Annotated in this window: 21 protein-coding genes; 20 read left to right on the forward strand and 1 reads right to left on the reverse strand. The window is 66.7% G+C overall.

Annotated features, from left to right (window positions below):
* The first annotated feature begins 417 nt into the window (after positions 1-417).
* From AEQU_RS04130 to AEQU_RS04180, 11 genes are all read left to right on the forward strand, one after another.
* Positions 418-1,593 (forward strand): prephenate dehydrogenase, encoded by a 1,176-nt coding sequence (locus AEQU_RS04130; protein ID WP_022739672.1) that lies wholly within the window; start codon positions 418-420, stop codon positions 1,591-1,593.
* Positions 1,583-2,920: a 3-phosphoshikimate 1-carboxyvinyltransferase gene (gene aroA, locus AEQU_RS04135; RefSeq protein ID WP_022739673.1), complete on the forward strand. Its 1,338-nt coding sequence runs from the start codon at positions 1,583-1,585 to the stop codon at positions 2,918-2,920. The genes AEQU_RS04130 and aroA overlap by 11 nt, the downstream gene beginning before the upstream one ends.
* Entirely contained in the window at positions 2,920-3,591 is a 672-nt protein-coding gene (gene cmk / locus AEQU_RS04140) for a (d)CMP kinase (protein WP_022739674.1), read from the forward strand. The genes aroA and cmk overlap by 1 nt, the downstream gene beginning before the upstream one ends.
* A complete protein-coding gene (locus AEQU_RS04145; RefSeq protein WP_022739675.1) occupies positions 3,591-4,460 on the forward strand; it encodes a lysophospholipid acyltransferase family protein in 870 nt (289 codons plus the stop codon). The genes cmk and AEQU_RS04145 overlap by 1 nt, the downstream gene beginning before the upstream one ends.
* A gap of 2 nt (positions 4,461-4,462) precedes the next feature.
* Positions 4,463-5,359, forward strand: coding sequence for a 4-hydroxy-3-methylbut-2-enyl diphosphate reductase (gene ispH / locus AEQU_RS04150; RefSeq protein WP_022739676.1), 897 nt, complete (start codon positions 4,463-4,465; stop codon positions 5,357-5,359).
* Positions 5,360-5,361: 2 nt separating this feature from the next.
* Positions 5,362-6,990, forward strand: coding sequence for a DUF512 domain-containing protein (locus AEQU_RS04155; protein ID WP_022739677.1), 1,629 nt, complete (start codon positions 5,362-5,364; stop codon positions 6,988-6,990).
* Between the two features lie 18 nt (positions 6,991-7,008).
* Positions 7,009-8,322, forward strand: a complete 1,314-nt coding sequence (gene der, locus AEQU_RS04160; RefSeq protein WP_022739678.1) for a ribosome biogenesis GTPase Der — start codon at positions 7,009-7,011, stop codon at positions 8,320-8,322.
* A 3-nt stretch (positions 8,323-8,325) separates the two neighbouring features.
* Positions 8,326-9,030: a glycerol-3-phosphate 1-O-acyltransferase PlsY gene (plsY, locus tag AEQU_RS04165; protein WP_022739679.1), complete on the forward strand. Its 705-nt coding sequence runs from the start codon at positions 8,326-8,328 to the stop codon at positions 9,028-9,030.
* Complete coding sequence (locus AEQU_RS04170) at positions 9,021-10,019, forward strand: NAD(P)H-dependent glycerol-3-phosphate dehydrogenase (protein ID WP_041714456.1); 999 nt, start codon at positions 9,021-9,023, stop codon at positions 10,017-10,019. The genes plsY and AEQU_RS04170 overlap by 10 nt, the downstream gene beginning before the upstream one ends.
* 617 nt (positions 10,020-10,636) lie before the next feature.
* Positions 10,637-13,195: a hybrid sensor histidine kinase/response regulator gene (locus AEQU_RS04175; protein WP_022739682.1), complete on the forward strand. Its 2,559-nt coding sequence runs from the start codon at positions 10,637-10,639 to the stop codon at positions 13,193-13,195.
* Positions 13,192-14,505 (forward strand): ABC transporter substrate-binding protein, encoded by a 1,314-nt coding sequence (locus AEQU_RS04180; protein ID WP_022739683.1) that lies wholly within the window; start codon positions 13,192-13,194, stop codon positions 14,503-14,505. The genes AEQU_RS04175 and AEQU_RS04180 overlap by 4 nt, the downstream gene beginning before the upstream one ends.
* Before the next feature lie 64 nt (positions 14,506-14,569).
* Here AEQU_RS04180 and AEQU_RS04185 read toward each other — a convergent pair whose 3' ends face one another.
* Positions 14,570-15,037: a methylated-DNA--[protein]-cysteine S-methyltransferase gene (locus AEQU_RS04185; RefSeq protein WP_022739684.1), complete on the reverse strand. Its 468-nt coding sequence runs from the start codon at positions 15,035-15,037 to the stop codon at positions 14,570-14,572.
* 185 nt (positions 15,038-15,222) lie between these two features.
* Here AEQU_RS04185 and rpe point away from each other — a divergent pair, with 185 nt between their 5' ends.
* The 9 genes from rpe (at position 15,223) to AEQU_RS04230 (ending at position 25,133) form a co-directional block, all read left to right on the forward strand.
* Complete coding sequence (rpe, locus tag AEQU_RS04190; protein WP_022739685.1) at positions 15,223-15,933, forward strand: ribulose-phosphate 3-epimerase; 711 nt, start codon at positions 15,223-15,225, stop codon at positions 15,931-15,933.
* A 17-nt stretch (positions 15,934-15,950) separates the two neighbouring features.
* The gene (locus AEQU_RS04195; RefSeq protein WP_022739686.1) at positions 15,951-17,249 is read left to right on the forward strand and encodes a cysteine desulfurase family protein; all 1,299 of its coding nucleotides are present in this window, start codon (positions 15,951-15,953) and stop codon (positions 17,247-17,249) included.
* A gap of 266 nt (positions 17,250-17,515) precedes the next feature.
* Positions 17,516-18,331, forward strand: coding sequence for a histidinol-phosphatase (locus tag AEQU_RS04200; RefSeq protein ID WP_022739687.1), 816 nt, complete (start codon positions 17,516-17,518; stop codon positions 18,329-18,331).
* 53 nt (positions 18,332-18,384) lie between these two features.
* Entirely contained in the window at positions 18,385-19,293 is a 909-nt protein-coding gene (locus tag AEQU_RS04205) for a Nif3-like dinuclear metal center hexameric protein (protein ID WP_022739688.1), read from the forward strand.
* A gap of 89 nt (positions 19,294-19,382) precedes the next feature.
* Positions 19,383-20,099: a zinc ribbon domain-containing protein gene (locus AEQU_RS04210; protein ID WP_022739689.1), complete on the forward strand. Its 717-nt coding sequence runs from the start codon at positions 19,383-19,385 to the stop codon at positions 20,097-20,099.
* 86 nt (positions 20,100-20,185) lie between these two features.
* The gene (gene rpmB / locus AEQU_RS04215) at positions 20,186-20,377 is read left to right on the forward strand and encodes a 50S ribosomal protein L28 (RefSeq protein WP_016308562.1); all 192 of its coding nucleotides are present in this window, start codon (positions 20,186-20,188) and stop codon (positions 20,375-20,377) included.
* A 326-nt stretch (positions 20,378-20,703) separates the two neighbouring features.
* Positions 20,704-21,051: an Asp23/Gls24 family envelope stress response protein gene (locus AEQU_RS04220; protein ID WP_022739691.1), complete on the forward strand. Its 348-nt coding sequence runs from the start codon at positions 20,704-20,706 to the stop codon at positions 21,049-21,051.
* Positions 21,052-21,123: 72 nt separating this feature from the next.
* Positions 21,124-22,758: a DAK2 domain-containing protein gene (locus tag AEQU_RS04225; protein ID WP_022739692.1), complete on the forward strand. Its 1,635-nt coding sequence runs from the start codon at positions 21,124-21,126 to the stop codon at positions 22,756-22,758.
* Positions 22,759-22,949: 191 nt separating this feature from the next.
* Complete coding sequence (locus AEQU_RS04230; protein WP_022739693.1) at positions 22,950-25,133, forward strand: ATP-dependent DNA helicase RecG; 2,184 nt, start codon at positions 22,950-22,952, stop codon at positions 25,131-25,133.
* Positions 25,134-25,242 lie beyond the last annotated feature (109 nt).

The raw sequence follows: 25,242 nt of genomic DNA on the forward strand, positions 1-25,242 counted from the left end.
ATACTAGTACAAATGTACGTTGCATTATGGTGCCATATAACTGGCTGGGTGGCATGGCTGCCTCAGATAAGGAGGTTGCCATGGTTACTTGGACGCAATTGCTGACATTCGTCCTCGTGATTATTGCGGTGATCGATCTGACCGTAAGGGCCAGAAAGTGAAATAGCCGCTCCCGGTACCACGGAAAACGGCTACTTCGCCAAGCTATAAACTTGAAAACGAGGTAGCCGCCGTTCGCCCCGGCAAGCCACCCAGCCCCGTCAGTATATAACCCCGAGCGGAATTTTGTCAAACATTGCGGAGGCGGAGAGACGTGCGGAAAATGCGGCGCTGGAGGGTGTTTGGGCGCGGGGGCGGTTCGTTCGTATACAATGGGTGGTGACTGGTACCTGATCGATTGAGGAAACAGACACTCCCATGACTGAATCTGCTGAACTGAACGGCGCCAACGCCCCCTTCTCGGCCGTGGCCGTCATAGGTCTCGGGCTCATCGGGGCGTCGTTGGCCGGGGCGCTTGCGGCCAAGATGCCCGGCGCGCGCGTTTTCGGGGTGGATACCGACGCCGCCACCTGCGCCGCCGCCACCGATCGCGGCTGGTGCGACGCGGCCTCAGGCCCCGACGACCCCGCCTTCCGCGCCTTCATCGAAAACGACTGCGAGCTCGTGGTCATCGCCACGCCGGTGGCCGCCGTGGACGACTACCTCGTCCGCCTGCGCGACTGGGGCTACACCGGCGTCGTCACCGACACCATCTCCACCAAGGGCCACATCCTTGCCGCGGCCGCCGAGCTTCTGCCGGCGCCTGCACGCTATGTGCCGGGCCATCCCATGGCCGGCTCCGAGCAGAGCGGCATCGCCGGCGCCCGCGCCGATCTCTTCGAGGGCGCGAACTGGATCCTCTGCCCCGACGAGTCCACCGTTCCCGAGGACTTCCAGCACCTGCACGAGCTGGTGACCGGCCTTGACGCCCGCGTGGTGTCGCTGCGCCGCGAGGAGCATGACGCCGCCGTGGCCGTGGTGAGCCACGTGCCGCACATGGTGGCCTCCTCCCTCATGCAGCTGGCGAGCGCGCACGCCGACGACACCGGCTCCATCATGCGGCTGGCCGCCGGCGGCTTCAAGGACACCACGCGCATCGCCGCGGGCAGCCCGAAGCTGTGGTGCGGCATCGCCTTCGACAACGCCTGCGCCCTGAAAAGCGGCCTGGACGAGATGGCCTCCATCCTGGGCTCGTTCGCCGCGGCGCTGGAAACCGGCGACCGCGAGACGTTCACGCGCCTGCTCGCCGAGGCCGCCGACGCCCGCCGCGCGCTGCCGGCCGCCTGGGTGCCCTCCACCGAGAAGCTGCTCGAGGTGCGCATCCCCATGGTGAACCGCACCGGCGTGGTCGCGGAGGTCTGCACCATTGCCAGCTCGGTGGGTTGCAATATACAATCTATTGACATCGACCACATCAGCGAGGGCAACGCCGTGCTCTCCCTCATCCTCACCGATGAAGGCGATATCGGCCAGCTCTCGATGCAGCTGATCAACGCCGGTTTCTCCGTATCGTTCAGTCCGCTCATGCCGAAGGAGTACGCTCATGTCGAATAGCGAATTCGCAGAACCCTACACGATCATCGAGCCTTTCGGGGGGCCCTTCAAAGGTGACGTCACGGTGCCGGGCGACAAGTCCATCTCGCATCGCGCCGTGCTGTTCGCGGCCATGGCCGAGGGCACCTCGCATCTTTCCGGCGTACTCGATTCCGAGGACGTGCGCGCCTCCATCCGCGCCGTGGAGGCCTTGGGCGCCGAGGTCGATTTGAAGGCCCAGCCCGACGGGTCGCTTTCCGGCACCGTCACCGGCTGGGGCGCCGAGGGGCCAAGCCAGCCCGCCGCCCCCATCGACTGCGGCAACTCGGGCACCACGGCGCGCCTGCTCATGGGCATTGTGGCCCCGTGGGACATCGAGGTGACCATCACCGGCGACGAGTCGCTGCAGAAGCGCCCCATGCGCCGCATCGTGGCGCCCCTGGCGAAGATGGGCGTCGATTTCAAACCCGAGACGCCGGAGACGCTGCCCATCACCGTGTGCGGCAACCGCGCCCTGCGCGCCATCGACTACGCGAGCCCCATGGCCTCCGCTCAGCTGAAGACCGCCGTGCTCCTGGCCGGCGTCTTCGCCGACGGCACCACCACCGTAAACGAGCCGGCGCCCTCGCGCAACCACACCGAGCTCATGCTGCCGGAGTTCAACGTGCCCACCACGGCCGGCACCCGCGTGGCCACGGTGACCGGCCCCGCCGAGATGCTCGCCTCCGACGTCGTCGTGCCGGGCGACCCCTCCTCGGCCGCTTTCGTGGCCGCGGCCGCCCTGCTGAAGCCGGGCAGCTCCATTACCATTCAGAACGTGTCGCTGAACCCGGCGCGCATCGGGTTCGTGCGCACCTTGGAGCGCATGGGCGCCGACATCCGCGAGTCCTACGGCGGCCATGAGGGCAAGGAGCCCCGCGGCACCATCACGGTGAACTACACGCCCGTGCTGCGCGGCTGCGAGATCCCCTCCCAGCACATCGCCTCGGTCATCGACGAGATCCCCGTGCTCGCCCTGGTGGCGGCCCACGCCCGGGGCATCACGGTGTTCCACGAGGTGGGGGAGCTGCGCGTGAAGGAATCCGACCGCCTGCAGGCCATCATCGACGGTTTGGCCCTGCTCGGCGTCGACGCCTGGGAAGAGGGCGACGACCTGTTCGTCGAGGGCAACCCGCAGCTGCAGGTGCCCGAGGGCCTCGTCTTCGAGTCCCATGGCGACCACCGCTTGGCCATGACCTGGGCGCTCGTGGGCGCGTGCGGGCGCATCCCCGTGTCGGTGACCCGCTTCACCTGCGTGGCCGTGAGCTACCCCGACTTCCTTGCCGACTTGAAGGGATTGGTGAAATAGTGATCGTCGCCATCGACGGGCCCTCCGGGGCCGGAAAGTCCACCGTGGCCAAGGCCGTGGCCAAAGAGCTCGGCTTCTCCTGCCTGGACACGGGGGCCATGTACCGCGCCATCGCCTGGCGCGCCCTGCAAGACGGCGTCGCGCTCGACGACGAACCGGCCTTGGGAGCCATCGCCCGCACCTACGACATCGCCTTCGGGCATGTGGAAGGCGACCCGGTGCCGCGCCGCGTGTTCATCGGCGACGATGAGGTGACCGACGCCATCCGCACCGCCGAGATCGACCGCGCGGTGAGCCCGGTGTCCGCCGCGCCTGCCGTGCGCGAGGCGCTGCTCGACCAGCAGCGCCGCATCGGCAACGCCGGCGACTACGTGGTGGAGGGCCGCGACATCGGCACGGTGGTGTTCCCCGATGCGGCTGTGAAGGTGTTCCTCACCGCGTCCGACGAGGAGCGTGCCCATCGCCGCGTGCGCCAGAACGTCGACCGCGGCATCGGATCGATCGACTACGACGAGGTGCTGGCCGACCTGCGCCGCCGCGATGAGGCCGACTCCTCTCGCGCCACGGCGCCCTTGCGCCCCGCCGACGACGCCGTGCACATCGACTCCACTAGTCACTACATCGAAGAGGTAATCGACCAGATCTGTTCGCTAGCCCGAGAGGCGCGCTGATGTTTCTAAAATACTCCGAGATGTGGGACATGGATTTGGGCGGCGAGCCCAGCACCAACGAGATCCCGCACTGGTTCGGCAACGCGGCCTACGTGGTGGTGGGTGGCCTGTGCAAGCTGCTGTTCCGCTACCGGGTGGACAACCGCGACAAGCTGCGCGCCTTCCAAGGCGCGGAAGGGGCGCTCGTCATCTGCAACCACACGTCGTTCTTCGACGTCGTCTTCATGTACCTGGCCGCGCGCCCGAAGCAATGGGTGCGCCTCATGGGCCGCGACAGCCTCTTCGACAACGCCCACGGCCTGCTCGGCCAGGCGCTCTCGCGGGTGGGCGCCTTCCCCGTGAAGCGCGACACGGCCGACATGACCTCCATCAAGCGCGCCGTACGCATGCTCAAGCGCCAGGAGCTCGTGGGCATCCTGCCCGAGGGCACGCGCCGCGGCAAGACCGACCGGGTGCCCTCCATCCACGCCGGCGTGTCGGTGATCGCCCGCATGGCGAAGGTGCCCATCCTGCCCATGACCGTGCGCGGCGTGGAGCGCATCAAGCAGAAGGGCCAGCGCGTCCATTTCCCGAAGGTGACCGTCGACTACGGCGATCCCATTCTCGTCGGCGATTTCGACTTCCTGCCGAAGGACGAGCGCGTGGAAGCCTGCACCTGGTACGCCATGCGCGAGTGCTTCGCGCTGTACTACCGCTGCGCTCCCGAGGACGTGGACATGGCGGCGTTGTTCCCCGAGACACGCGACTACGCCCCGGTGTTCGCTGAGCATCCCATCCCGCGCCACACGAGCGAGGAGCTGGCCCGCGCCGCCCGCACCGCTCGCGCCGAGAAAGCCGCCAAGGCCGCCGCGAAAGCGAAGGAGAGCTAGCCGTGGAAGTGATTCGCGCGAAACGGGCCGGAGCCTGCTACGGGGTGCAGCGGGCGCTGGATATGGCCGACGAGGTCATCGCCGACGGGGGCCGGGCCTACACGCTCGGGCCGCTCATTCACAACCCGCAGGTGGTGGCCGATCTGGCCGCTCGCGGCGCCGAGGCCGTCGATTCCGTGGAGGAGATCCGCTGGGAAGGTGCCGCAGCTGCGGGTGCGCCTGCAGACGGAGTCGTCCCGACGAATGCAAACGCGCCGGCGGTGGTCATCCGCTCCCACGGGGTGACGCCCCAGGTGCTGGCTGCCGTGGAAGACCGCGGGTTTTCCGTGGTCGATGCCACCTGCCCCCATGTGTCCCGGGCCCAGCACGCCGCCGCGGAGCTCGCGGCCGAGGGTTGCCGCGTCATCGTGGTGGGTGAGGCGGGGCACCCGGAAGTGGAGGGGCTCACCGCCTGGGCCGAGGAGGCCGGCGGCAAGGTGGACGTGGTGGCCGCGCCCGAGGAGATCCCCGAGGGCCTGTACGATCCGGTGGGCGTGGTGGCCCAGACGACCCAGCGCCGCGAGAACTTGGAGGCAGTGGTGGCCGCCCTGCGCGAGGCGGGGCTTGCGCCCATCGTGAAGAACACCATCTGCTCGGCCACGCGCCAGCGCCAGGAGGCCGCGGCCGATCTGGCCTCGGCCGTGGACGCCATGGTGGTCATCGGCGGCCGAAACTCGTCGAACACCACGCGGCTGGCCGAGGTGTGCGCGCTCACCTGCCCGCGCACCTTCCACATCGAATCGGCCGACGAGCTGGATCCGGCCGCCTTTGCCGGTTGCCGCCGCGTGGGTGTCACGGCCGGCGCGAGCACCCCCGAGAACCAGATCGCCGCCGTGGAAGCGTTTCTGCGCACGCTGTAGCCATGGCAACCTATCCCGGAAAAGACATCGAGCGCGAGGCCTCCTGTGCCTCTTGCGCCGCCTGTGGCCAGACGACCCTCGCGCCGGCCGAGGCGGCGGCCGCGGCGTGGGAGGGGCCGGCGGCGCGCGTCGTCGCCGTGGAGCCGGAGAGCCCCGCCGATGACGCCGGCTTTACGCCCGGCTGCTACCTCACGACGGTGGACGGCGAGCCTCTGCGCGACATCATCGACTGGCGTTGGCTTGCGGCCGACGACGTCATCTGCGTGGGCTATATCGATCTCGACGGCGAGGCCGGGGAGGTGGAACTGGAGCGGGAGCCGGGGGAGCGGTGGGGCTTCGAGTTCGACGGCGTGCTGTTCGACTCCGTGAAGCTGTGCCGCAACGCCTGCGTGTTCTGCTTCATGCGCCAGCTGCCCGATGGCGTGCGCCCCTCGCTCGTGCTGCGCGACGACGATTTCCGCCTGAGTTTCCTCTCGGGGACCTTCGTCACGCTCACGAACTTGAAGCCGGAAGACGAGGCCCGCATCATCGAGCAGCACATCAGCCCCTTGCGGGTGAGCCTGCACGCGAGCGAGCCGGAGCTTCGCCGCCGCATGATCGGCAAGCACGCCGCCCACGGCCTGGCGGCCCTCGACCGCCTGCTGGCGGCCGGCATCGAGGCCCATGCGCAGATTGTGCTCATGCCCGGCGTGAACGACGGAGAGGCCCTGCGCGAGACCTTGGAATGGGCCTGGGAGCGCCCCGGCATAAACGGCGTGGGCATCGTGCCTCTGGGCTTCACCAAGCACCAGACGGCCCTGCACGAGAGCTTCACCACCCCCGAGGCCGCCCGCGGCGTCATCGATGTGATTGCCCCCTTCCAACAGCGCGCCCGGGCCGAGCGCGGCACACCCTGGGTCTTCGCCGCCGACGAGTTCTACGTGAACGCCTTCGGTGCCGCCACACCGGCCCATATCCCGCCGGCCTCCGACTACGGTGACTACGACATGTTCGAGGACGGCATCGGCATCGTCCGCTCCTACGTGGACGAGTTCGAAGAGGTCTGCGAAAACGGCCTGGCTGCCCGCGCCGCCGAGGCGCTCGCCGCCCGAAATCTCACGGCCCGCTACATCATCGGCGAGGCCATGCAGCCCTTCCTCGACGCCATGATCGCGGCAAGCCCCCTTGCCGGCCGTCTCGTCCCCCTCACAGTGAGAAACGACTACTTCGGCGGCAACGTCAACGTCACCGGCCTCCTCACCGCCCAAGACATCGCCCCCGCCATCAAGGCCGCCAGCGAGGAAGAGAAGAACTCAACCATGGTTGAGCAGGGGGCAGACGCGCGGTGCTCTGACCGAGCGAGTTCCGCAGATGGTATCGAAGGCGCAACGAGAAGGGGAGTGAATAGCCCTGACGCCTTCGATACCAGCGAGGACTGTCTGAGCGAATCAGAGTACCGCGCGGCTGCCCCCGGAGGGACACGCCAGCTCTTCCTTCTTCCGAGCGTTATCTTCAACGATAACGGCGTGACGCTCGATGACATGACCGTGCAGGATATCGAAAACGCGGCAGGTGCTCCGGTGTCCGTGGTATCCTGTAACCCTTGCGATTATCTGCCTGAGATCATCAAGCTCGCCCAAGACGAGCCGTAAAGAATAGCGAGGATAACCATGGCCCTTCCCATCGTCGCCATCGTGGGCCGCCCGAATGTGGGCAAGTCCACCTTGGTCAACCGCATCGCCCAAACCGGCGACGCCATCGTGCACGAGATGCGCGGTGTCACCCGCGACCGCAGCTACCACAAGGCTGACTGGAACGGCGTCGAGTTCATGCTCATCGACACCGGCGGCATCGAGATGGGCGGCGACGACGCCTTCCAGGGCTCCATCCGCGCCCAGGCCTTCGAGGGGGCGCGCGAGGCCGACGTCATCATCTTCCTCGTGGACGGCAAGGCCGGCATCAACACCGACGACGAGGAGGTGGCCCGCATCCTGCAGAAGGCGGGCAAGCCGGTGTTCGTCGCCGTGAACAAGATGGACAACCCGGCCCGCATGGATGAGGTCTGGGAGTTCTACGCGCTGGGTCTGGGCGACCCGTGGCCGGTGAGCGCCCAGCACGGCAACGGCACGGGCGACTTGCTGGACGAGGTCGTGAACGAGCTGCGGAAGGTAGAGGTCGTTCCGGAAGAGGAGGTCGAGGCCATCAACGTGGCCATCATCGGCCGCCCGAACGCGGGGAAAAGCTCGCTCACCAACAAGCTCACCAACAACAACCGCTCCATCGTGTCCGACGTGGCCGGCACCACGCGCGACGCCATCGACACGCTGGTCGAGCACGAGGGACAGATGTACCGTATCGTGGACACCGCGGGCCTGCGCCGCAAGAGCCAGATCGACGAGGACGTGGAATACTACGGCTTCGTGCGGGCCATGCGCGCCATCGACCGCGCCGACGTGGCCCTGCTCGTCATCGACGGCACGCTGGGCCTCACCAACGAGGACCAGCGCGTGGCGGGGTATGCCGCCGAGCGCGGGTGCGCCATGGTGATCGTCCTGAACAAGTGGGATATCGTGGAGGGTCCCGAGGAGAAGGCGAAGATCCGAGAGCGCATCGAGGATCGCATGACGTTCGTGGGCTATGCGCCGGTGGTGGCCATCTCCGCGCTCACCGGCAAGCGAGTCGACCGCATCTGGAACGCCATCGACGATGTGTACGCCAACTACAGCCGCACCATCCCCACGGCCCGTTTGAACACGTGGCTCGCCGGCATCCGCGAGACGGGGCACACCGTGTCGAAGGGCAAGGCGGTGCTGCGCATGAAGTACCTCACCCAGACCGGTACCTGCCCGCCCCACTTCACCTTCTTCGTGAATCGCCCCGATGTCGTGGACGACAACTACGAGCGCTATCTTGAGAACCGCATGCGCGAGGCCTTCCCGCTTGAGGGCACTCCCATCCGCCTCAAGTTCAAGAAGAAGGACTAGCCCGTGGACACCGTCATCACCTACTTGACCCTGTCGTTCGTCGTCTCGTTTCTGCTAGGCTCCATTCCCTGGGGCGTCATCGTCTCGAAGCTGGCCTTCCACAAGGACATCCGCGACGAGGGGTCGGGCAACATCGGCACCACCAACGCCTTCCGCGCCATGGGAAAGGTCGGGGGCGCGCTCGTATTCGTTCTCGATTTCGGGAAGGGGCTTCTGTCCGGCTGGCTCGCGGCCTTTGTGTTCGCCCCGGCCATAGCCGCGGTGCCGGTGGACGCCGCCACTCCCGACGGCCAGCTGCTTCTCGGCATCTTCGGCAATCCGGCTTTGAATCCGGTGGGTCTCGCTTTGGCCCTTGCTTTCGCGGGCTGCACGCTCGGCCACATCTTCAGCCCCTGGCTCAAGTTCAAGGGCGGCAAGGGCATCGCAGTGGCCGCTGCCTGCCTGTGGTTCGTGTTCGGTCCGGTGGGTTTTTTCATCGAGATCGCCGCGTTCGCCTTCGGCATTGCCATCACCCGCTGCGTGTCTGTGGGCTCCATCGCCGCGGCGGCCATCTGCCCGCTGCTCGCCCTGTACTTCTACTGGGGCCAGTGGGTACCCTGGCTCATCATTGCCGCCACGGCCTGCGTCGTCATCTGGGCCCACCGCGCCAACATCGCCCGCCTGCGCGCGGGAACTGAGAGCAAGATAGGTGGTAAGAAATGCGCGTAGCAGTGATTGGGGCCGGTAGTTGGGGAACAGCTTTGGCACTCGTGCTGGCGGAAGCGGGGCACGAGGTGGTGCTCTGGGCCCGCACGCCCGAGGTGGCCCGCGCCATCAACGAGGAGCACCGCAACCCGCGCTACCTCTCGGACTACCGCCTTCCTTCCGCCATCCGCGCCACCGCCGAGTACGCGGCTGCCTGCGACGGCGCCGAGGCCGTGGTCATCGTGACGCCCTCGGCTGCCCTGCGCTCGGTGGCCGCCGACCTGCGAGAGCTCGTCGCGCCTGCGACCCCCATTGTCATCTGCTCGAAGGGCGTGGAGGAGAAGACGGGCCTTCTGCCTATCGATACCTTCGCCGCTGAGCTGGGGGGCGCGGGCCGCATGGCGGTGCTGTCGGGCCCGACTCACGCCGAGGAGGTCATCTGCCGCAAACCGTCGGCCGCGGTGGTGGCCTCGGCCGACGAAGGGACGGCGCTCTTCTTCCGCGATCTGTTCGCCACGCGATTTTTCCGCACTTACACCTCCGACGACCCGGTGGGCGTGGAGCTGTGCGCCGCTTTCAAGAACGTCATTGCCATTGCCGTGGGCATCTCCTACGGCATGGGCTTCGGCGACAACACCGCGGCCATGCTCATCACCCGCGGGCTCGCCGAGATGAGCCGCATGGTGGTGGCGGCCGGGGGAGAGGCGCTCACCTGCATGGGGCTGGGAGGTGCCGGCGACATGGTGGTCACCTGCATGTCGCAGCACTCGCGCAACCGCCGTTTCGGCGAGCAGTACGTGGCCCGCGGGCTTACCCTGGACGATTTCACGGCCCAGACCCACATGGTGGTGGAAGGCGCTATCGCCTGCAAGACCCTGGCCACGCTCGAGGCCCGCTACGGGGTCGATTTGCCCCTCACCGACACGGTGCGCAGCGTCGTGTGGGAAGGGGTGAACCCGCGCGAGGCCGCGGCCGCCCTCATCGATCGGCCGCTTAAGAGCGAGTTCTACTAGTAAGCTCGTTCCAGCTGTCCAGCCCGAGCTTCGGGGCGGGGGTGCCGTGCTCAGACAGCGGTCTATGGCATTTCTCGCCGGGGGTTCGGGCCTTTCCGTTTGCCATAGACCGAACTGCGCGCGGCACCCACGCCCCGAATCTCGGGCTTACTCCGTAAAATACGAGCGATTGCCTTAAGATTTCGCCAGGTAAACGGGGTGCATACATGGTCGCAACCGTCGGGCCTTCCCGCTTCTGTGAGGACGGGAAGGCCTTATTGTTGTCATCAGCCGAGCGGAAGGGCGGAAATCCGGGCAACCGGGCGCCCGTACCGCGAGGTCCTTGACAACCAATTCGAGCTTTCCGTCGCACCGTCTCCTGCGTGAACCCTCCTCTCTCCTCTCTCTCAAAACCCTCGCGGCGGAAACGATTTCCATGCGCACGTTATCCCCTTCTCCTCCGTGCGTACTGAGCAAAGCTCCTCCGGTTCCCCTGCCGGAGGAGCTTTTTTATGGGCATCTCTTTGCGGCCGCGCCTCGTTTTCCCCTTGTCGTATGCCGTTTTCGCCTTGCAGTTTCCCCTCTGATGACGTACTGTTAAGCAAGCAAATTTCGAAGGGGAAGGGTGCGCCGCCGTTATGAAGACGACTGAGAACGCCGTCCGGGATCGGAAGGGCTTCGCGCGCCTGACCTTGGTCATCGTGCTCATCTTCGCAGTCATGGGGGCCTCTATCTGGGCCGTCTCGAAGAAGACCTCCGACGACATGGCCGATGCCGCCATTCTGAACCTCAACGAGAACTTGAACCTCATGGAAAGCACGGTGGAGGCCATTCAGGACAGCGAGGCGCAGTTCCAACGGCTTTTGGCCACCGAGCTTGCCGCCGCGGGCGATCCGGCCGCGGCTGTGGAGCGCTTGGGCAAAAGCGATGCCGCCGCGCTCATCTCCGTCGTGCCCGAGGGGGCCGACGTCGGCGTCTCCAACGACGGCGCCCCCTTCGATCCGGCGTCGCTCGATTTCAGCGGCGGGGGAGCCATCGAGGGGCTGCCCGTCTCCCAGGCCTACGTGAACGCCGAGGGCAGCTGGGCCTACACGGTGAAGTGCCCCATCGAACGGGACGGCGTCCCCATCGCCGAGCTGTACACCGAGTATACCTTCGACGCCATCGATCAGTCGCTGCCCCAGGGCTTCTATGGGCAGCGGGCCGTGCTCTACCTCATGGACGCCGCCACGGAGCGCTTCGTGCTGAAGCCCGAGGGCATGGGCGAGCGCGATGCGGGGCACGTGAACCTGGAGGACTTTTACCGGGCCAACAACATCACCGATCCGGCCATCCTCTCCATGGTGGCGGACGGCGTCGAAAACCGCGAGAACATCATGTTCGCCCATAAGGTGAAGGGCGCCGAGGCCCTGTGCTATTTGTGGTCCATCGGCGACGGCACCACCTATCTGGTGGGTTATGTGCCCATGGAGGCCATCCAACGCGAGGCCCAGGCGGTGAACGTCGCCCTGATCATGGTGGCCTCCATCACGATTGCGGCCTTCTGCCTGTGCGTCATCCTGTACGGCTTCAACCGGCGCAAGCAGGCCCGGGCCCAGCGGGCGCGGGAGGAGGAGCGCGCGCTGCACGCCGAGCAGCTCGCCCAGGCGCTTCGGGCGGCCGAGGTGGCCAACGAGTCGAAATCGGCCTTCCTCGCCAACATGTCTCACGACATCCGCACTCCCATGAACGCCGTGCTCGGCTTCACCACCATCATCGAGAAGGAGGCCGACAACCCGGCCAAGGTGCGCGACTGCGCCGGCAAGATCATGGCCTCGGGGCGCCATCTGCTCGACCTCATCAACGACGTGCTGGACATCTCGAAGATCGAGAGCGGCAAGGCGTCGCTCACCCTGGCGGAGTTCGACCTGGGTGACTCTCTGGCCGCCGCGGAATCCATCATCGCGCCCATGGCCCGGGACAAGGGGCAGACGTTCTGCGCGGAAATCCGCTCCGTCCGCCACGAGCGCCTCATCGGCGACGAGACGCATCTCAACCAGATTCTGCTGAACCTGCTGTCGAATGCTGTGAAGTACACTCCGGAGGGCGGTCGCATCTGGCTGCGCTTCATCGGGCTTCCGGCGCATTCCAACGCGCTGGAGCATCTGCGCATCGAGGTTGAGGACGATGGCTACGGCATGACGCCGGAGTTCCTTAAGACCATCTTCGACTCGTTCACGCGCGCCGAGAACTCCACCACCAACAAAGTGCAAGGGACGGGCCTCGGCATGTCCATCACCAAGAGCCTCGTCGATCTCATGGGCGGCACCATCGAGGTGGAAAGCGAGGTGGGGAAAGGGTCGCTGTTCCGGGTCGATTTGGAGCTGCGCATCCCCGAGGAGCAGGCCGCCGGGTACTTCTGGGAGCGCGCAAGCATCAAGAGCATGCTCGTGGCGGACGCCTCGCCTGCGGCGCACGCGGCCATTGCCGATTTCATGGAGGGCACGGGCGTGGAAGTGGACGTGGCGGCCAGTGCCGATGAGGCCCGCAAGCTGGTGGAGGCGCGCGGCGGCTACGACGTGGTGCTCGTCGGCGTCCCGTGGCTCGACGATGCCGCCGTGCGTGCGGCCGACGGCCTGCGGGCGAGCGCGGAGACGCCGCTTCTGTTCATGCTCGAGCACACCTTCGACCAAGACGACGACGTGGTGCTGCCGCACGGCGCGGCGGTGCTGACCAAGCCCTTCTTCCCCTCCATGCTGAAGCAGAAGATCGAGGCCGTGCGCGGCGTGGGCGCCGACGAGGACGACGATCTGGCCCAGGTGCTTTCCGGCAAGCACTTCCTCGCCGCCGAGGACAACTTCCTCAACGCCGGCATCCTCACGGATCTGCTGGAGATGGAGGGCGCCACGGTGGAGATCGTCGAGAATGGCAAGCTGGTCGTCGAGCGCTTCGAGCGCTGCGAGCCCGGCGAGTTCGACGCCATCCTCATGGACGTGCAGATGCCGGTCATGAACGGGCATGCGGCCGCCCGGGCCATCCGAGCGCTCGCGCGGCCCGATGCGGCAACCATTCCCATCTTCGCCATGACCGCCGATGCCTTCGTGGAAGATGAGAAGGCGGCGCTGGCCGCCGGCATGAACGCCCATGTGGCGAAGCCCTTAGAGATAGACGAGCTGTGGCGCGCCGTCGACCGCTTCGTCGAGAAAGGACGATCATGAGACGTATCGCGAGCAAGCGCGCCCGCAAGGGGGCCGTGGCCGTCGTCGCCCTCGTCGGCGCTTTAGTGCTCGGGGCCTGCAGCGCTCCGGCGCCGGCGGAGAATCTGGCCGTGCAGGATGCCGACGAGGGGCGCACGGTGAACTTCTTCAGTCCCATGGAGAAGATCAGCCCCGACACCGAGAACACGGCCCGCACGGCGAGCGACCTGACGATCGCCATGGCAGAGGAGCGGCTCGGGCTCACGCTGGCCTATCACACCTACACGGCCGAGAACTACCAGGACAAGACTTACGACGAGGTGTGCCTGGAGCGGGCCCGCAACAATTCGGACGATCTGTACCTGCTGAACACCGATACCATTGTGACCCTCGGGTCGGAGGGGCACTTGGCCGACCTGTCGGGGCTTTCCTGCGCCCAGAACCTGCGCGAGGTGGTGCGCACGGCCAACACGGTCGATGGCAAGCTCGTGGCCATTCCCCAAGAGGTAGTGGCCTACGGCCTGTTCGTGAACAAGGATATCTTCGACGAATGCGAGCTTTCGCTGCCGAACACGCCCGAGGAGTTTCTGGAATGCTGCCGGGTTCTCAAAGAGAAGGGCTATGAGACGCCCATCGGCGCCAACCGTTGGTGGCTGGAGACCTTCGTTTTCGCCCAGGCCTACGCCGATCTGTACAACGGAGGAGACGTGGCCGCCGAGGTGCAGGCCCTGAACGCCGGCGAGGCCCGCTACAGCGATTACATGCGCCCCGGGTTCGAGTTCTTGAAGACGCTGATCGACCTCGGCTACGTCGATGCCGAGAACGCGCTGGTGAGCGAGGCCTTCGAGGGAGCCGGCGAGGGTGAGGACTTCATGGCGGGAAAATGCCCCATCGTCATGGCCTACTGGGGCGCGGCCAACACCGATACCGCCTACGGCAGCCCCTCGTTCAACATGGAGGTCATCGGCTTTCCGAGCGCGCGCGGCCAGATGCCCGTGCTCTCCATGACCGGATGCGGCGTGGGCGAGCGGGCCGAGCACCGCGATGAGGCCCTCGAGGTGGTGGACGTCATTTGCTCGGACGAGGCCCTGCAGCTGTACGCCGAGACCAACCGCGTCATCTCGCCGTCGAAGAACGTGGAAGTGGAGTGCGTGGAAGCGCTTCGCCCCTTGAACGATCTGGTGCAGGCCGATACCTACGTGCTCGCCTCGAACGCGGGCATGGATGTGGAGCAGTGGGGCAATACGTGCCTCATCGTGCGCGACCTTCTGGGCGGTGCCTCGGTGGACGAGTGCATGGCGAAGCTTGATGCGCTGCAGGATGCCGCCTAGGACGTTCGACCTGTCCGCGCTCTCGGGCGCTACAGGGTCTCGGTTGCTCCGGTGCCCGGGAGCGCTACTTGGCGAGCGGCTGCTGCTCCAGTTTCAATAGGGCGGCGTTGATGTCGTTGGTGGGTTTGCCGGTGGCGGTGACGATGCGGTGGGTTGGTACGAGCAGGGGAGTGGGGCAGGCGCGCAGGGCGGCGCCGACGGAGCGGAAGGAGCCGGGGCGCCCCAGCGTTTCGGCGAGGGCGCGGGCCGTGGTCGTGTGCCCGTAGGGGATGTTCGCCGCGGCCTTCCATACCTCCTGCTGGAAGGCGCTGCCATCGGGGCGCATGGGAACGGTGAACGCCGAGCGCTGGCCGGCGAGGTAGGCCATGATCTGGTTGGCGGCCTCGGTGGTGAGCGCCGTGGGCTGTCGGTCGCCGGGGAGGTTCTGCTCGCCGAAGCTGACGGCGGTTACGGCGGTACCGTCGGCGGCGATGGTGACGGGCCCGAACTTCGTCGGATAGGTGAAGAAGGTGCTGCGAGTCGTGCTGGGCATGGGTGTCCTCGCTCTCGTCGGAAGGCGTCGGCGCCCCATCGGGGCGCGGGCGCATCTGCGGGGCCGGCCGTGGGCGCCGGGCCGCTCCGTGCAGGTTTGCCGCTGATGGTCATTATAGGCCGTCGGGGCCTCGCCGTCGCGGTAGAATGTCGCCATCGGAAAGCCGCGAGATGAGGATGCGTCCTATGTACCAACCTGTGAAAATCGCCCCTTCAATCCTGTCCGCCGATTTCATGAACCTCGGACGGGACATTCGCATGATCGAGGAGGGCGGCGCCGCCTTCGTCCACATCGACGTCATGGACGGCCACTTCGTGCCGAACCTCACCATGGGCGTGCCGCTCTTGAAGCAGCTCAAGCCCGCCACGAACCTTCTGTGCGACGTGCATCTCATGATCGACAACCCGCTGGACGAGCTGCCATGGTTCATCGACGCCGGCGCCGACCTTTTGAACGTGCACGTGGAGGCGCTGGACGAAGCCGACCTTAAGCGGGCCGTGGCCCAGATTCACGAGGCGGGCCTTCTGGCAGCGGCGGCCTTAAAGCCCAAGACGCCCGCGAGCGCGCTTTCGCCGGTCATCGCCGAGCTGGACATGGCGCTCGTCATGTCGGTGGAGCCGGGCTTCTCCGGCCAAAGTTACATCGCGGGATCCGATTTGAAGGTGGCCGAGGTGGTGCAGATGGCGCGGGCGGCCGGCAACGAGGAGCTGCTCATCCAGGTGGACGGCGGCATCGGGCTGGCCACGGCGCCGCTTGTGGCCGCCGCCGGGGCCGATGTGCTCGTCTGCGGCAACGCCGTGTTCAAGGCTGACGACCCGCGGGCTGCCATAGGCGCCGTGAAAGACGCGGCCGATGAGGCCCGCGAGAATGCCTTGGCCCGCGGCCAATGGAATTAGGAAGAAGAAGGAGCGCGATGAGCAACACTGCGGAAAACCTTGCGGCCGTCGAGCGCGAGTTGGCGGCCGATGTGGCCATGGCCGAGGGGCGCGCCGATGCCGAGGACGCCACCCTGCCCGAGCCGGCGGCGGACTTCATCTATCTGGACTACGCCGCCACCGCCCCCTTGTGCGCCGAGGCGGCCGGCGCCATGGCGCCCTTCCAGGTGCCCGGTCCGGCCAACCTCGCCGTGAACGCCAACGCCAACGCCCTGTACGGGGTGGGGCGCGCCGCTTTCGACCTTCTGGAAAGCGCCCGGCGCCGCGCGGCCCGGGCCCTGGGCGCCCGGCGCCCCGATGAGATCGTCTTCACCTCCGGCGCCACCGAGGCCGACGACGCGGCCATCCTCGGCCTTGTGCAGGCGGCCGCCGAGCAGCGGCGCCTTACCGGCCAGAAGGACCGCGCCCTGCACGTCATCACCTCCGCCATCGAGCACGATGCCGTGCTCGCGCCCTGCCGGCGCCTTGAGGCCGAAGGCGTGCGCGTCACCTACCTGCGCCCCAACCGCCAGGGCTTCATCGAGGTCGCGTCTCTCGCCGAGGCGCTCACCGACGACACGGTGCTCGTCTCGGTGCAAGCGGCCAATTCCGAGGTGGGCGCCATCCAGCCCATCCGCGAGCTAGCCGAACTGGCCCACAAGCGCGGCGCCCTCTTCCACACCGATGCCGTGCAGGCCCTGGGCAAGATGCCGCTCGACGTGCAGAAGCTCGGCGTGGACGCGGCCTCCTTCTCGGCCCACAAGATCGGCGGCCCCAAGGGCGTGGGCGCCCTGTACCTGAAGGCCCGCACTCCCTTCTCCCCGTACCTTTTGGGCGGCGGTCAGGAATCCGGTCGCCGCAGCGGCACCCAGAACGTCGCCGGCATCACCGGTTTCGTCGCTGCCCTGGAGGCGGCCCAGGAGGCCGAGCCGGAGGAGTCCGCCCGCCTGCGCGCCCTGCGCGACCGCCTCTACGCGGCCATAGCCGCCACCGACGGCATCCAGCCCACGGTGGAGGTGGATGCGGGCAGCCGCGACTTCCTCCCCAACATCGTCCACGGCCTGGCCGACGAGTGGGAGAGCGAGACCATGGTGCTGCGCTTCGACCAGCTCGGCATCTGCGTCGCCGGCGGCAGCGCCTGCTCCAGCCACTCCCTGGAGCCGAGCCACGTCTTGCGCGCCATGGGCATCACCGGCGATACATCCTACAACGCCCTGCGCATCTCCATGGGAAGATACACCACCGAGGCCGACATAGCGGCCTTCGAGAAGGCATTAAAGAAGGTACTAAACTGGTAAGACATTCGTATTCGTAAGAGCAGCGTGTGGGGTGGGGGCGGTGGTGCCGCATCTGAGTGAGTGCAGCGGTCGAGGAGGCGGAGGTGGTGCCGCGCGCAGTTCATTGAAGTGCATTTGGCAATGCTAGAACCCTCAGTGAGCCCTGCACTTCAATGCTGTTTGAGCACGGCACTTCCTCCGCCTCCTCGACCGCGGACAGATAGCATAAGCCATTCAGATACGGCACTTCCGCCCCCAGTCCACACGTGGACAAGGAGAACAATTAAGTGGAACTCGTAAACACCCATTGCCATTGCGTCTATTCCGGCCACGGCATCGGAAGTATCGCCGAGTACGCCGACGCCGCCGCGGCCGCCGGCCTGACCACCCTCGCCTTCACCGAGCACTTCCCGCTCTCTGAGGCCTTCGACCCCGACGAGTACCTCTCCATGAGGCCGCCGATGGTCGATGCCTACCTGGCCGAGATCGACGAGGCCCGCGCCCGGTACCCGCAGATCGAGTTCGTCACCGGCACCGAGATGGACTACCTCGGCGCCTTGGAGGACCGCCAGCTCACCGAGGGCGCTCTGGCCCCCTTCCGCTTCCGTCTGTTGTCGGTGCACTTCATCGACGGCTGGGCCTTCGACGACCCCGACCAGAAGGCCCGCTGGACGGAGCCCGGCGCACCGGATGCCATCTGGCGCCGCTACGGCGAGCTGTGGTGCGAGGCGGCTTCGAATGCGAGCCTGCCCTACGACGCCATGAGCCATCCTGACTTAGCGAAGAAGTTCGGCTACTATCCGAGCTTCAACTTGGAACGCCTCTACGATGAGATGGCCGAGGCGGCGCGCGCCGGCGGCCGCATGGTGGAGGTGAACACGTCGGGCGCCTACTACGCCTGCGCCGAGATGTTCCCCGCCCCGGGGCTGCTCGCCGCTTTCCGCCGCGCCGGCGTGCCCTGCACGGTGGGCTGCGATTCCCACGACCCGGTCAACGTGGCCCGGGACATCGAGCGGGCCTACGGGCTCATGTACGAGGCGGGCTACAGAAGCGTTACCGTCCCGACAGCCACAGGCGACCGCCGAAGCATTACCATCGAATAGGGTGCGTCCGCGATAGGGCGCGCCGATTCCGTTCCAAGAAAGAAGCTGATCATATGGGATTGTTCAACAAGGCCGACAAGGCCAGCACCGAGGCTCTTTCCAAGCGGGGCGAGTCCCATCTCGCGCCGCGTACGTTCAACATGACCATCGGCGGCCTGGAGAAGGCGCTGCTGAAGGAGTTCCCGGCCGAGGATGCCGAGAAGTGGGACCGCACCGGGCTTCTGGTGGGGGAGCGCTCGCTGCCCGTGACCCGGGTGGCCGTGGCCCTGGACGCCACGCCGGCTGCCGTGGCCGCGGCTGCCGAGGCTGGGGCCAACGTGCTTCTCACCCATCATCCGGCGTTTCTCGAGGCCCCCGACGGCTTCGCGCCCGAGGCGAGCGCCCTGGAAAGCCCGGGCGCCGTGGTGTGGGCCGCCATTCGCAACCAGGTGGCGCTCATGGATTTCCACACGGCGCTCGATGTGAGCCCGGCGGCGGCCCGGGTGCTGCCCGGTATGCTGGGGCTCAAGTTCACCCTGCGTTTCGCCGAGCCCTTGGAGGGTTCGCGGCGCAAGGGCTACGGGCAGATCTGCGAGGTGCCTGACAACGACGGCGAGCCCGAGACCTTGGCGCGCCTGGCGGCCCGCTGCATGGCGGTCTTTGGGCGCGCGCCGCGGGTATGGGGCGCGCCCGACGCTGCGGTGCGCCGGGTCGTCACGGCCACGGGCTCGGCGGGAAGCCTTGCGCCGGCGCTCGTCGCGGCCGGGGTGGACGCCGTCGTCTGCGGCGAGATGAAGTACCATACCGCGCTGGAGCTGGCGGCGGCGCACGTGGCCGTCATCGAGCTCGGCCACGATGTGAGCGAGCTGCCCTTGGTGGCCGTGCTGGCCGAGGCGCTGGCCCGCGCCGGCGTCCCCGCCGAGGCGGTGACGCTCGTCGATCAGTCCGAGAACTGGTGGACGCCGGAGGCCGTCCGCGTCTAGTTGCGTAATTTTCTCCATTGCCCCTGCCCAAGATCTGGGTTTTCGCCTATTATTGTCAGGGAGAAAACAGAGATCGAAAGTGAGGTTCCATGGAGGCTACGCGCGACGATATCGAAGGTCTGTTCGAACTGCAGCGCATCGATCTCGAGATCAAGCGCCTGAGCAAGGAGCTTGACGAGCTGCCCCAGCGCGGCATCATCGTGGCCGCCCGCGATAAGAAGACCGCCGTCGAGGCCAAATCCGAGCAGGTGGCCGAGCTCAAGCGCGCCACTACGAAGAAGATCACCCGCATCGACGACGAGGACGCGTCGCTCGCCAAGAAAGAGGCCGGCGTCCAGGCCGCCATCGACGCGGCCCACGGCGACTTCCGCAACGTGGAGGCCCGCACCAAGGAGCTGGCCGGCATCGTTCGCCGCCGCGCCACCATTGCCGAGGACCGCGCCGCAGTGGCCGCCGAGCTGGACAAGATCAGCGCCATGGAGGCCCAGATCTCGCTCGCCCTGGAGGAGATCGGCGCCAAGGAGCAGGAGGCCATCGACTCGTTCCAGAAGCAGGGGGGCGACCTCAAGCTCGCCATCGCCAAGCTGGAGGCGGCCCGCGGCCAGGTGGAGACGAAGGTCTCCCCGCAGCTTTTGGACGTCTACAACCGCACGGCGGCTCGCTCCGGTGTGGCCATCGGCGTGCTCGACGGCAACCGCTGCGGCGCCTGCCGCACGGTCATCGACGGAGGCCGTCTCATCGATCTGCGCAACCAGGCACCGCTGGGTATGTGCCCCTCGTGCAAGCGTTTGCTGGTGATCGCATAATTTCTGTTGCCCTCTCGCCGCGCGCTGTGCTATAGTTGGCGAGCTGTGTCCAAAACGAAACAACAAGCACTACGGAGTTGATATCAATGTCGAAGGTTTGCGAAGTTTGCGGTAAGCACCCGGTTGCCGGTCGTAGCATCAGCCACTCTCACCGTGTGAGCAACCGCATGTTCCGTCCCAACATCCAGAAGATCACCATTCGCGACGCGAAGGGCCATGTCCGTCGTGCCAACGTGTGCACCTCCTGCATGAAGGCCGGAAAGGTGGAGCGCGCCTAGCAAGAGCGCTCCCGCTTTCTTTTCCAGAGAATCCAAAAGCCCGCCCCGCGGGCTTTCTCTGTTTTGGCACAAAGTTGACGCCGCGAAGGAGGCAGGACGGCCCGCGCGCAGGTTGCGCAGCGACTGGAACAGCCCAGTGGGCTGTTCCACCAAGCGCGCCGTTGCTTGAGCACGGGTCGTCCCGCCTCCTTCGCGGCGCCCCCGGTGATGCGAGTTCGTTTGTGGAATATGACCGACTGTCATCAGGGGGTAACGGCGGCGGAGTGTTCGTTGCGCTATACTCTTCTCGACTATGTATGCAAAGCTCAGCGGAAAGGATTTGTCCCATGAGTTCTACGATACCCGGCAACCTCCACGTTGCCAACGACGTGCTTGCCGACCTGGTCGGCAACGCCGCCATGGAATGCTACGGCGTGGTGGGGGTGTGCGCTCCCAACGCCGCCGACAGCATCGCCAAGATCCTGCCCGCCTCGCGCCTGCGCCGCGGCGTGGTGGTCAGCTCTCTGGAAGAGGGCGTGCACGTCGATTTGTACATCGTCGTGGAATACGGCACCAACATCGCCACGGTTTCCCGCAACCTCATCGACCAGGTCAGCTTTGCGCTGAAGGAGTACGCGCGCGTGCCGCTGGCCGGTGTGGATGTTCACGTCATGGATGTCAAGGTGCGCCGCTAAGGCTCATCGCGAGATGGGCTCAAGTGCCCGCCTGATGCGGGCAGCTCGCCCTTGAAGGAGAATTAACCCCTCATGTCTACTACGACTTACTCTTCCAACAACGTGCTGAACGCCGTGGCCGCCGCCGCCAAGGTTCTCGACGAGCGCAAGGAGGAAGTGAACCGCCTGAACGTGTTCCCGGTGCCCGACGGCGACACCGGTACGAACATGTCGCTCACCATCCAGTCGGTGGTCAGCAACGTGGCGAACCTTCCCATCGGCGCCTCGGGCGCCGACATCCGCAAGGCCGTCACCACCGGCGCCCTCATGGGTGCGCGCGGCAACTCCGGCGTCATCACCTCCCAGATCCTGCGCGGCCTATGCGAGGGCAGCCAGGGCTTCGACGAGTTCGACGTCGAGTCCATCGCCGGCGCCTTCGAGCGCGCCCGCGAGGTGGCCTTCCAGGCCGTGCGCAAGCCGGTGGAGGGCACCATCCTCACGGTGCTGCGCGATTCTGCAGCCGCCGCCAAAAACGCAGCTGAGCAGGAACTGCCCCTGCCCGACGCCCTGGACGCCATCGTGGCCGAGGCCTACGCCTCGGTGCAGCGCACGCCCGACCTTCTACCTGTGCTCAAGGAGCACGGCGTGGTGGACGCCGGCGGTTTCGGGCTCGCCATCATCTTCGACGCGTTCACGGCCGCCCTGCTCGGGCGCTCCGGCACCATGGTCGACGAGATGTCCTTCGCCCGGGGCGCGCACCCCAAGGTGGAGATCGAGCAGGTGAACGACTGGGAGGGCTCCCAGTACCGCTACTGCAACGAGTTCCTCGTGGATTCCGACACCCTGGACAAGGACGCCGCCCTGGAGTTCCTCTCCACCATGGGCGACTGCGAGCTGTGCGTGGGCGAGGTGCCGAAGTTCAAGGTGCACGTGCACTCCGACCACCCCGATCAGGTGCTGAAGTACTTCCTCGATCACGGCCAGATCTCCGAGGTGTTCATCCACAACATGCAGATCCAATCCGCCGAGCGCAACGAGAAGTTGGCCGCCGAGGAACAGGCCGAGCGCAAGCCTTTGGGCTTTGTGGCCGTGGCCGCCGGAAGCGGTCAGGCGGAGATCCTGAAGAGCCTCGGCGTCGATGTCATCGTCTCCGGGGGCCAGACCATGAACCCCTCCACGAAGGACTTGCTGGATGCGGCCGGATTGGTGAACGCCGACGCGGTCATCATTTTGCCGAACAACTCGAACATCATCATGGCGGCCAACTCCGCTGCCGAGCTGTCCGAGACGCCCTGTGCCGTCGTGCCCACCAAATCGGTGCCCCAGGCCTTCTCGGCCCTGTTCGCCGTGGATGTGGACGCCTCTTTGGAAACGAACGTCGAGGAGATGACCGAGGCTGCCCAGGCCGTGAAGACCGGCGAGGTCACTTGGGCCACCCGCGACTCCAAGGACGCCGAGGGCAACCCCATCGCCGAGGGAGACGTCATCGGCATCGCCGACGGCTCCATCGAGGCGGTGGACGATTCCATCGACGGCGCGGTGCTGACGCTGCTCGGCAAGATGGAGGCCGAGGACGCCGATACCTGCACCATTCTGGCCGGCGAGGGCTACTCCGACGAGGATCTGGAGGCGCTCGTGGCGAAGATCGAGGAAGCCTACGACGAGCTGGAAGTGGACGCCCAAAGAGGAGAGCAGCCTTTGTACCCCATCGTGTTCTCGGTTGAATAATCTGCTTGAAGCTCTCCTGGGACGCGAGCTGGACGGCATGTTCAGTCGCTCAGACAGTCCTCGCTGGTATCGAAGGCGTTAAGGATCCCTTCTCCCTTAATCGCACCGCCTTCGATACCATCTGCGGAACTCGCTTGGTGAACACGCCGTCCATCTCGCGTTCGACTCTGCCGTAATAGAAAGAAGATAGTTTGCCCATTGATCGGGAAAAAGCTACGCTCTCGCTGGACGAGCCCGTGTCCCGGGTTCGTCTGGTCAGCCCTGCGCGGGCTGCGGCGCTCGAGAAGCTCGGCGTGCGCACGCTGCGCGATTTGCTGACGCACTTCCCCCGATCCTACATCGACCTTTCCCAGGTGGAGACCTGCGGTACCGCTCGTATCGGGGAGGTCTGCACCATTCGCGGCACAGTGCACGAGATCAAGCTGAAGAAGCCCCGCTACAATCTCAAGCTCGTGGAGATCGCGCTTGTGGACGGCACGGGCATCCTTATGGTCACCTGCTTTCGCCAGCCGTGGCTGATGGATCAGGTGAAGGCGGGGGATGCGGTGGCCGTCTCGGGCAAGGTGACCTTCGACTACGGCTACAAGCGCATGACCAATCCCTTCATCGAGGTGATCGGGGAAGGCGAGGAGGTCACCGGTTCGGTGGTGCCAGTGCATCCGGCCACCGAGAAGCTCACGGCGGCCTGGGTGCGACGCATCGTGGCCAACGGATTGGAAGCCGCCGAGGGGCTTTTCGACCCGCTGCCTTTGGGGCTGCGCCTGCGCTACCGGCTCATGAGCCGGAACGCCGCGCTGCGCGCCATCCACTTCCCGCGCACCATGGCAGAAGCCGACGAGGCGCGCCGGCGACTCGTCTACGAGGAGCTGCTGTATTTGGAGCTGTTCCTCATGCAGGAGGGCGCCGCCCGCAGCGCCGGGTGCGTGCCCCACGCCCACGTGGTGGACGGCCCGCGGCTTGCCGCTTTCGCCTCCTCGCTTCCCTTCGAGCTCACCGGCGAGCAGCAGCGGGCGCGCGGCGAGATTCTTTCCGCCCTGGCCGCGCCGACGGTGGCCAACCATATGCTTCTGGGAGACGTGGGCACCGGCAAGACCGTCGTGGCGGGCCACGCCCTGGCCGCTGCCGCCGATTCCGAGGGACAGGCCATGCTCCTCGCGCCCACGGAAGTGCTCGCCCGCCAGCACATGGAGGGCCTGGGCGAGCGTTTGGAAGGCGCCGGGGCGCGCGTCGCCCTGCTCACGGGCTCCACGCCCTCTGGCGAGCGAGCCGCTATTGTGGAAGGCTTCGCCTCCGGGGAGGTGGACGTGCTCATCGGCACTCACGCGCTGCTCTCCGACGACGTCGTGCCGCGCAACCTCACCCTGGCGGTCATCGACGAGCAGCAGCGCTTCGGCGTCGATCAACGGGCGAAGCTTCTGGAAAAGGGCGAGGCGCCCGACGCGCTGTACCTGACGGCCACGCCCATCCCGCGTACCTTGGCGCTCGCGCTCTACGGCAATCTCACCTTGTCCTACATCAAGCACCGCCCCCACGACAGCGCGCGGCGCACGACGCGGGTGCTCTCCCGCGAGCAGCAGGGAGACGCCTTCGAGGCGGCTCGCGAGGCGCTCGCGCGCGGTGAGCAGGTCTTCGTCGTCTGCCCGCTCGTGGGCAAGGACGCCGAGGCGCGCGATGCCAAGGCGGCGGGACGCGCGCGCGAGGCCGATGCGGCGGGGGAGGAGTACCACCCGGCCGTGGCCATCGAGGACGATGCCGATCTCGCCGGCGACGATGTGACGGCGGCTACCCGCGAGGCCGAGATGCTGCAGCGCACCACCTTCGCCGACTGGACGGTGGGGCTGCTTCACGGCGGCATGGGCGCTGAGGCCAAGCGCGAGGTCATGGAGCAGTTCCGCAAAGGCGAGGTCCAGGTGCTCGTGGCCACGACGGTCATCGAGGTGGGCGTCGATGTTCCCAACGCCACGGTCATGATCGTCCAGGACGCCGACCGCTTCGGACTCGCCCAGCTGCACCAGCTGCGTGGACGTGTGGGCCGCGGCGAGAAGGCGGCTGAGGTGTTCCTCGTCTCCGCTTCCCAGCGTGAGGAGTCGCTCGCGCGTCTGGCGGCCATGGAGAGCACCGACGACGGCTTCGAGTTGGCCGCCTTCGACCTGTCGCTGCGCCGCGAGGGCGATATCCTCGGGAACCGCCAGCACGGCGCCAGCGGGCTGAAGCTCGTGAACATCATGCGCGACGGCGCCGTCATCGAGGCCGCCCGCGCCGACGCCCAGGCCCTTCTGGAGGTGGATCCGAACTTGGAGGAGCCCGACCACGTCGCCCTGGCTCGCGAGGTCCGCCTCGCCTTCGCCCACGAGTCCGCCATCGTCGGCGGCTAGCCTCCGCTCTAACCCCTTCGGAGCGGTCGCAACCGTTCCTGAACCCAGCGACTGCGGTCGCCCGTCCGACCCGACCCGTAGGGGGCGACCTTGGTCGCCCCTCCTCAAG

Origin of the sequence: Adlercreutzia equolifaciens DSM 19450 (genome assembly GCF_000478885.1) — a bacterium.
GTDB lineage: Bacteria > Actinomycetota > Coriobacteriia > Coriobacteriales > Eggerthellaceae > Adlercreutzia > Adlercreutzia equolifaciens.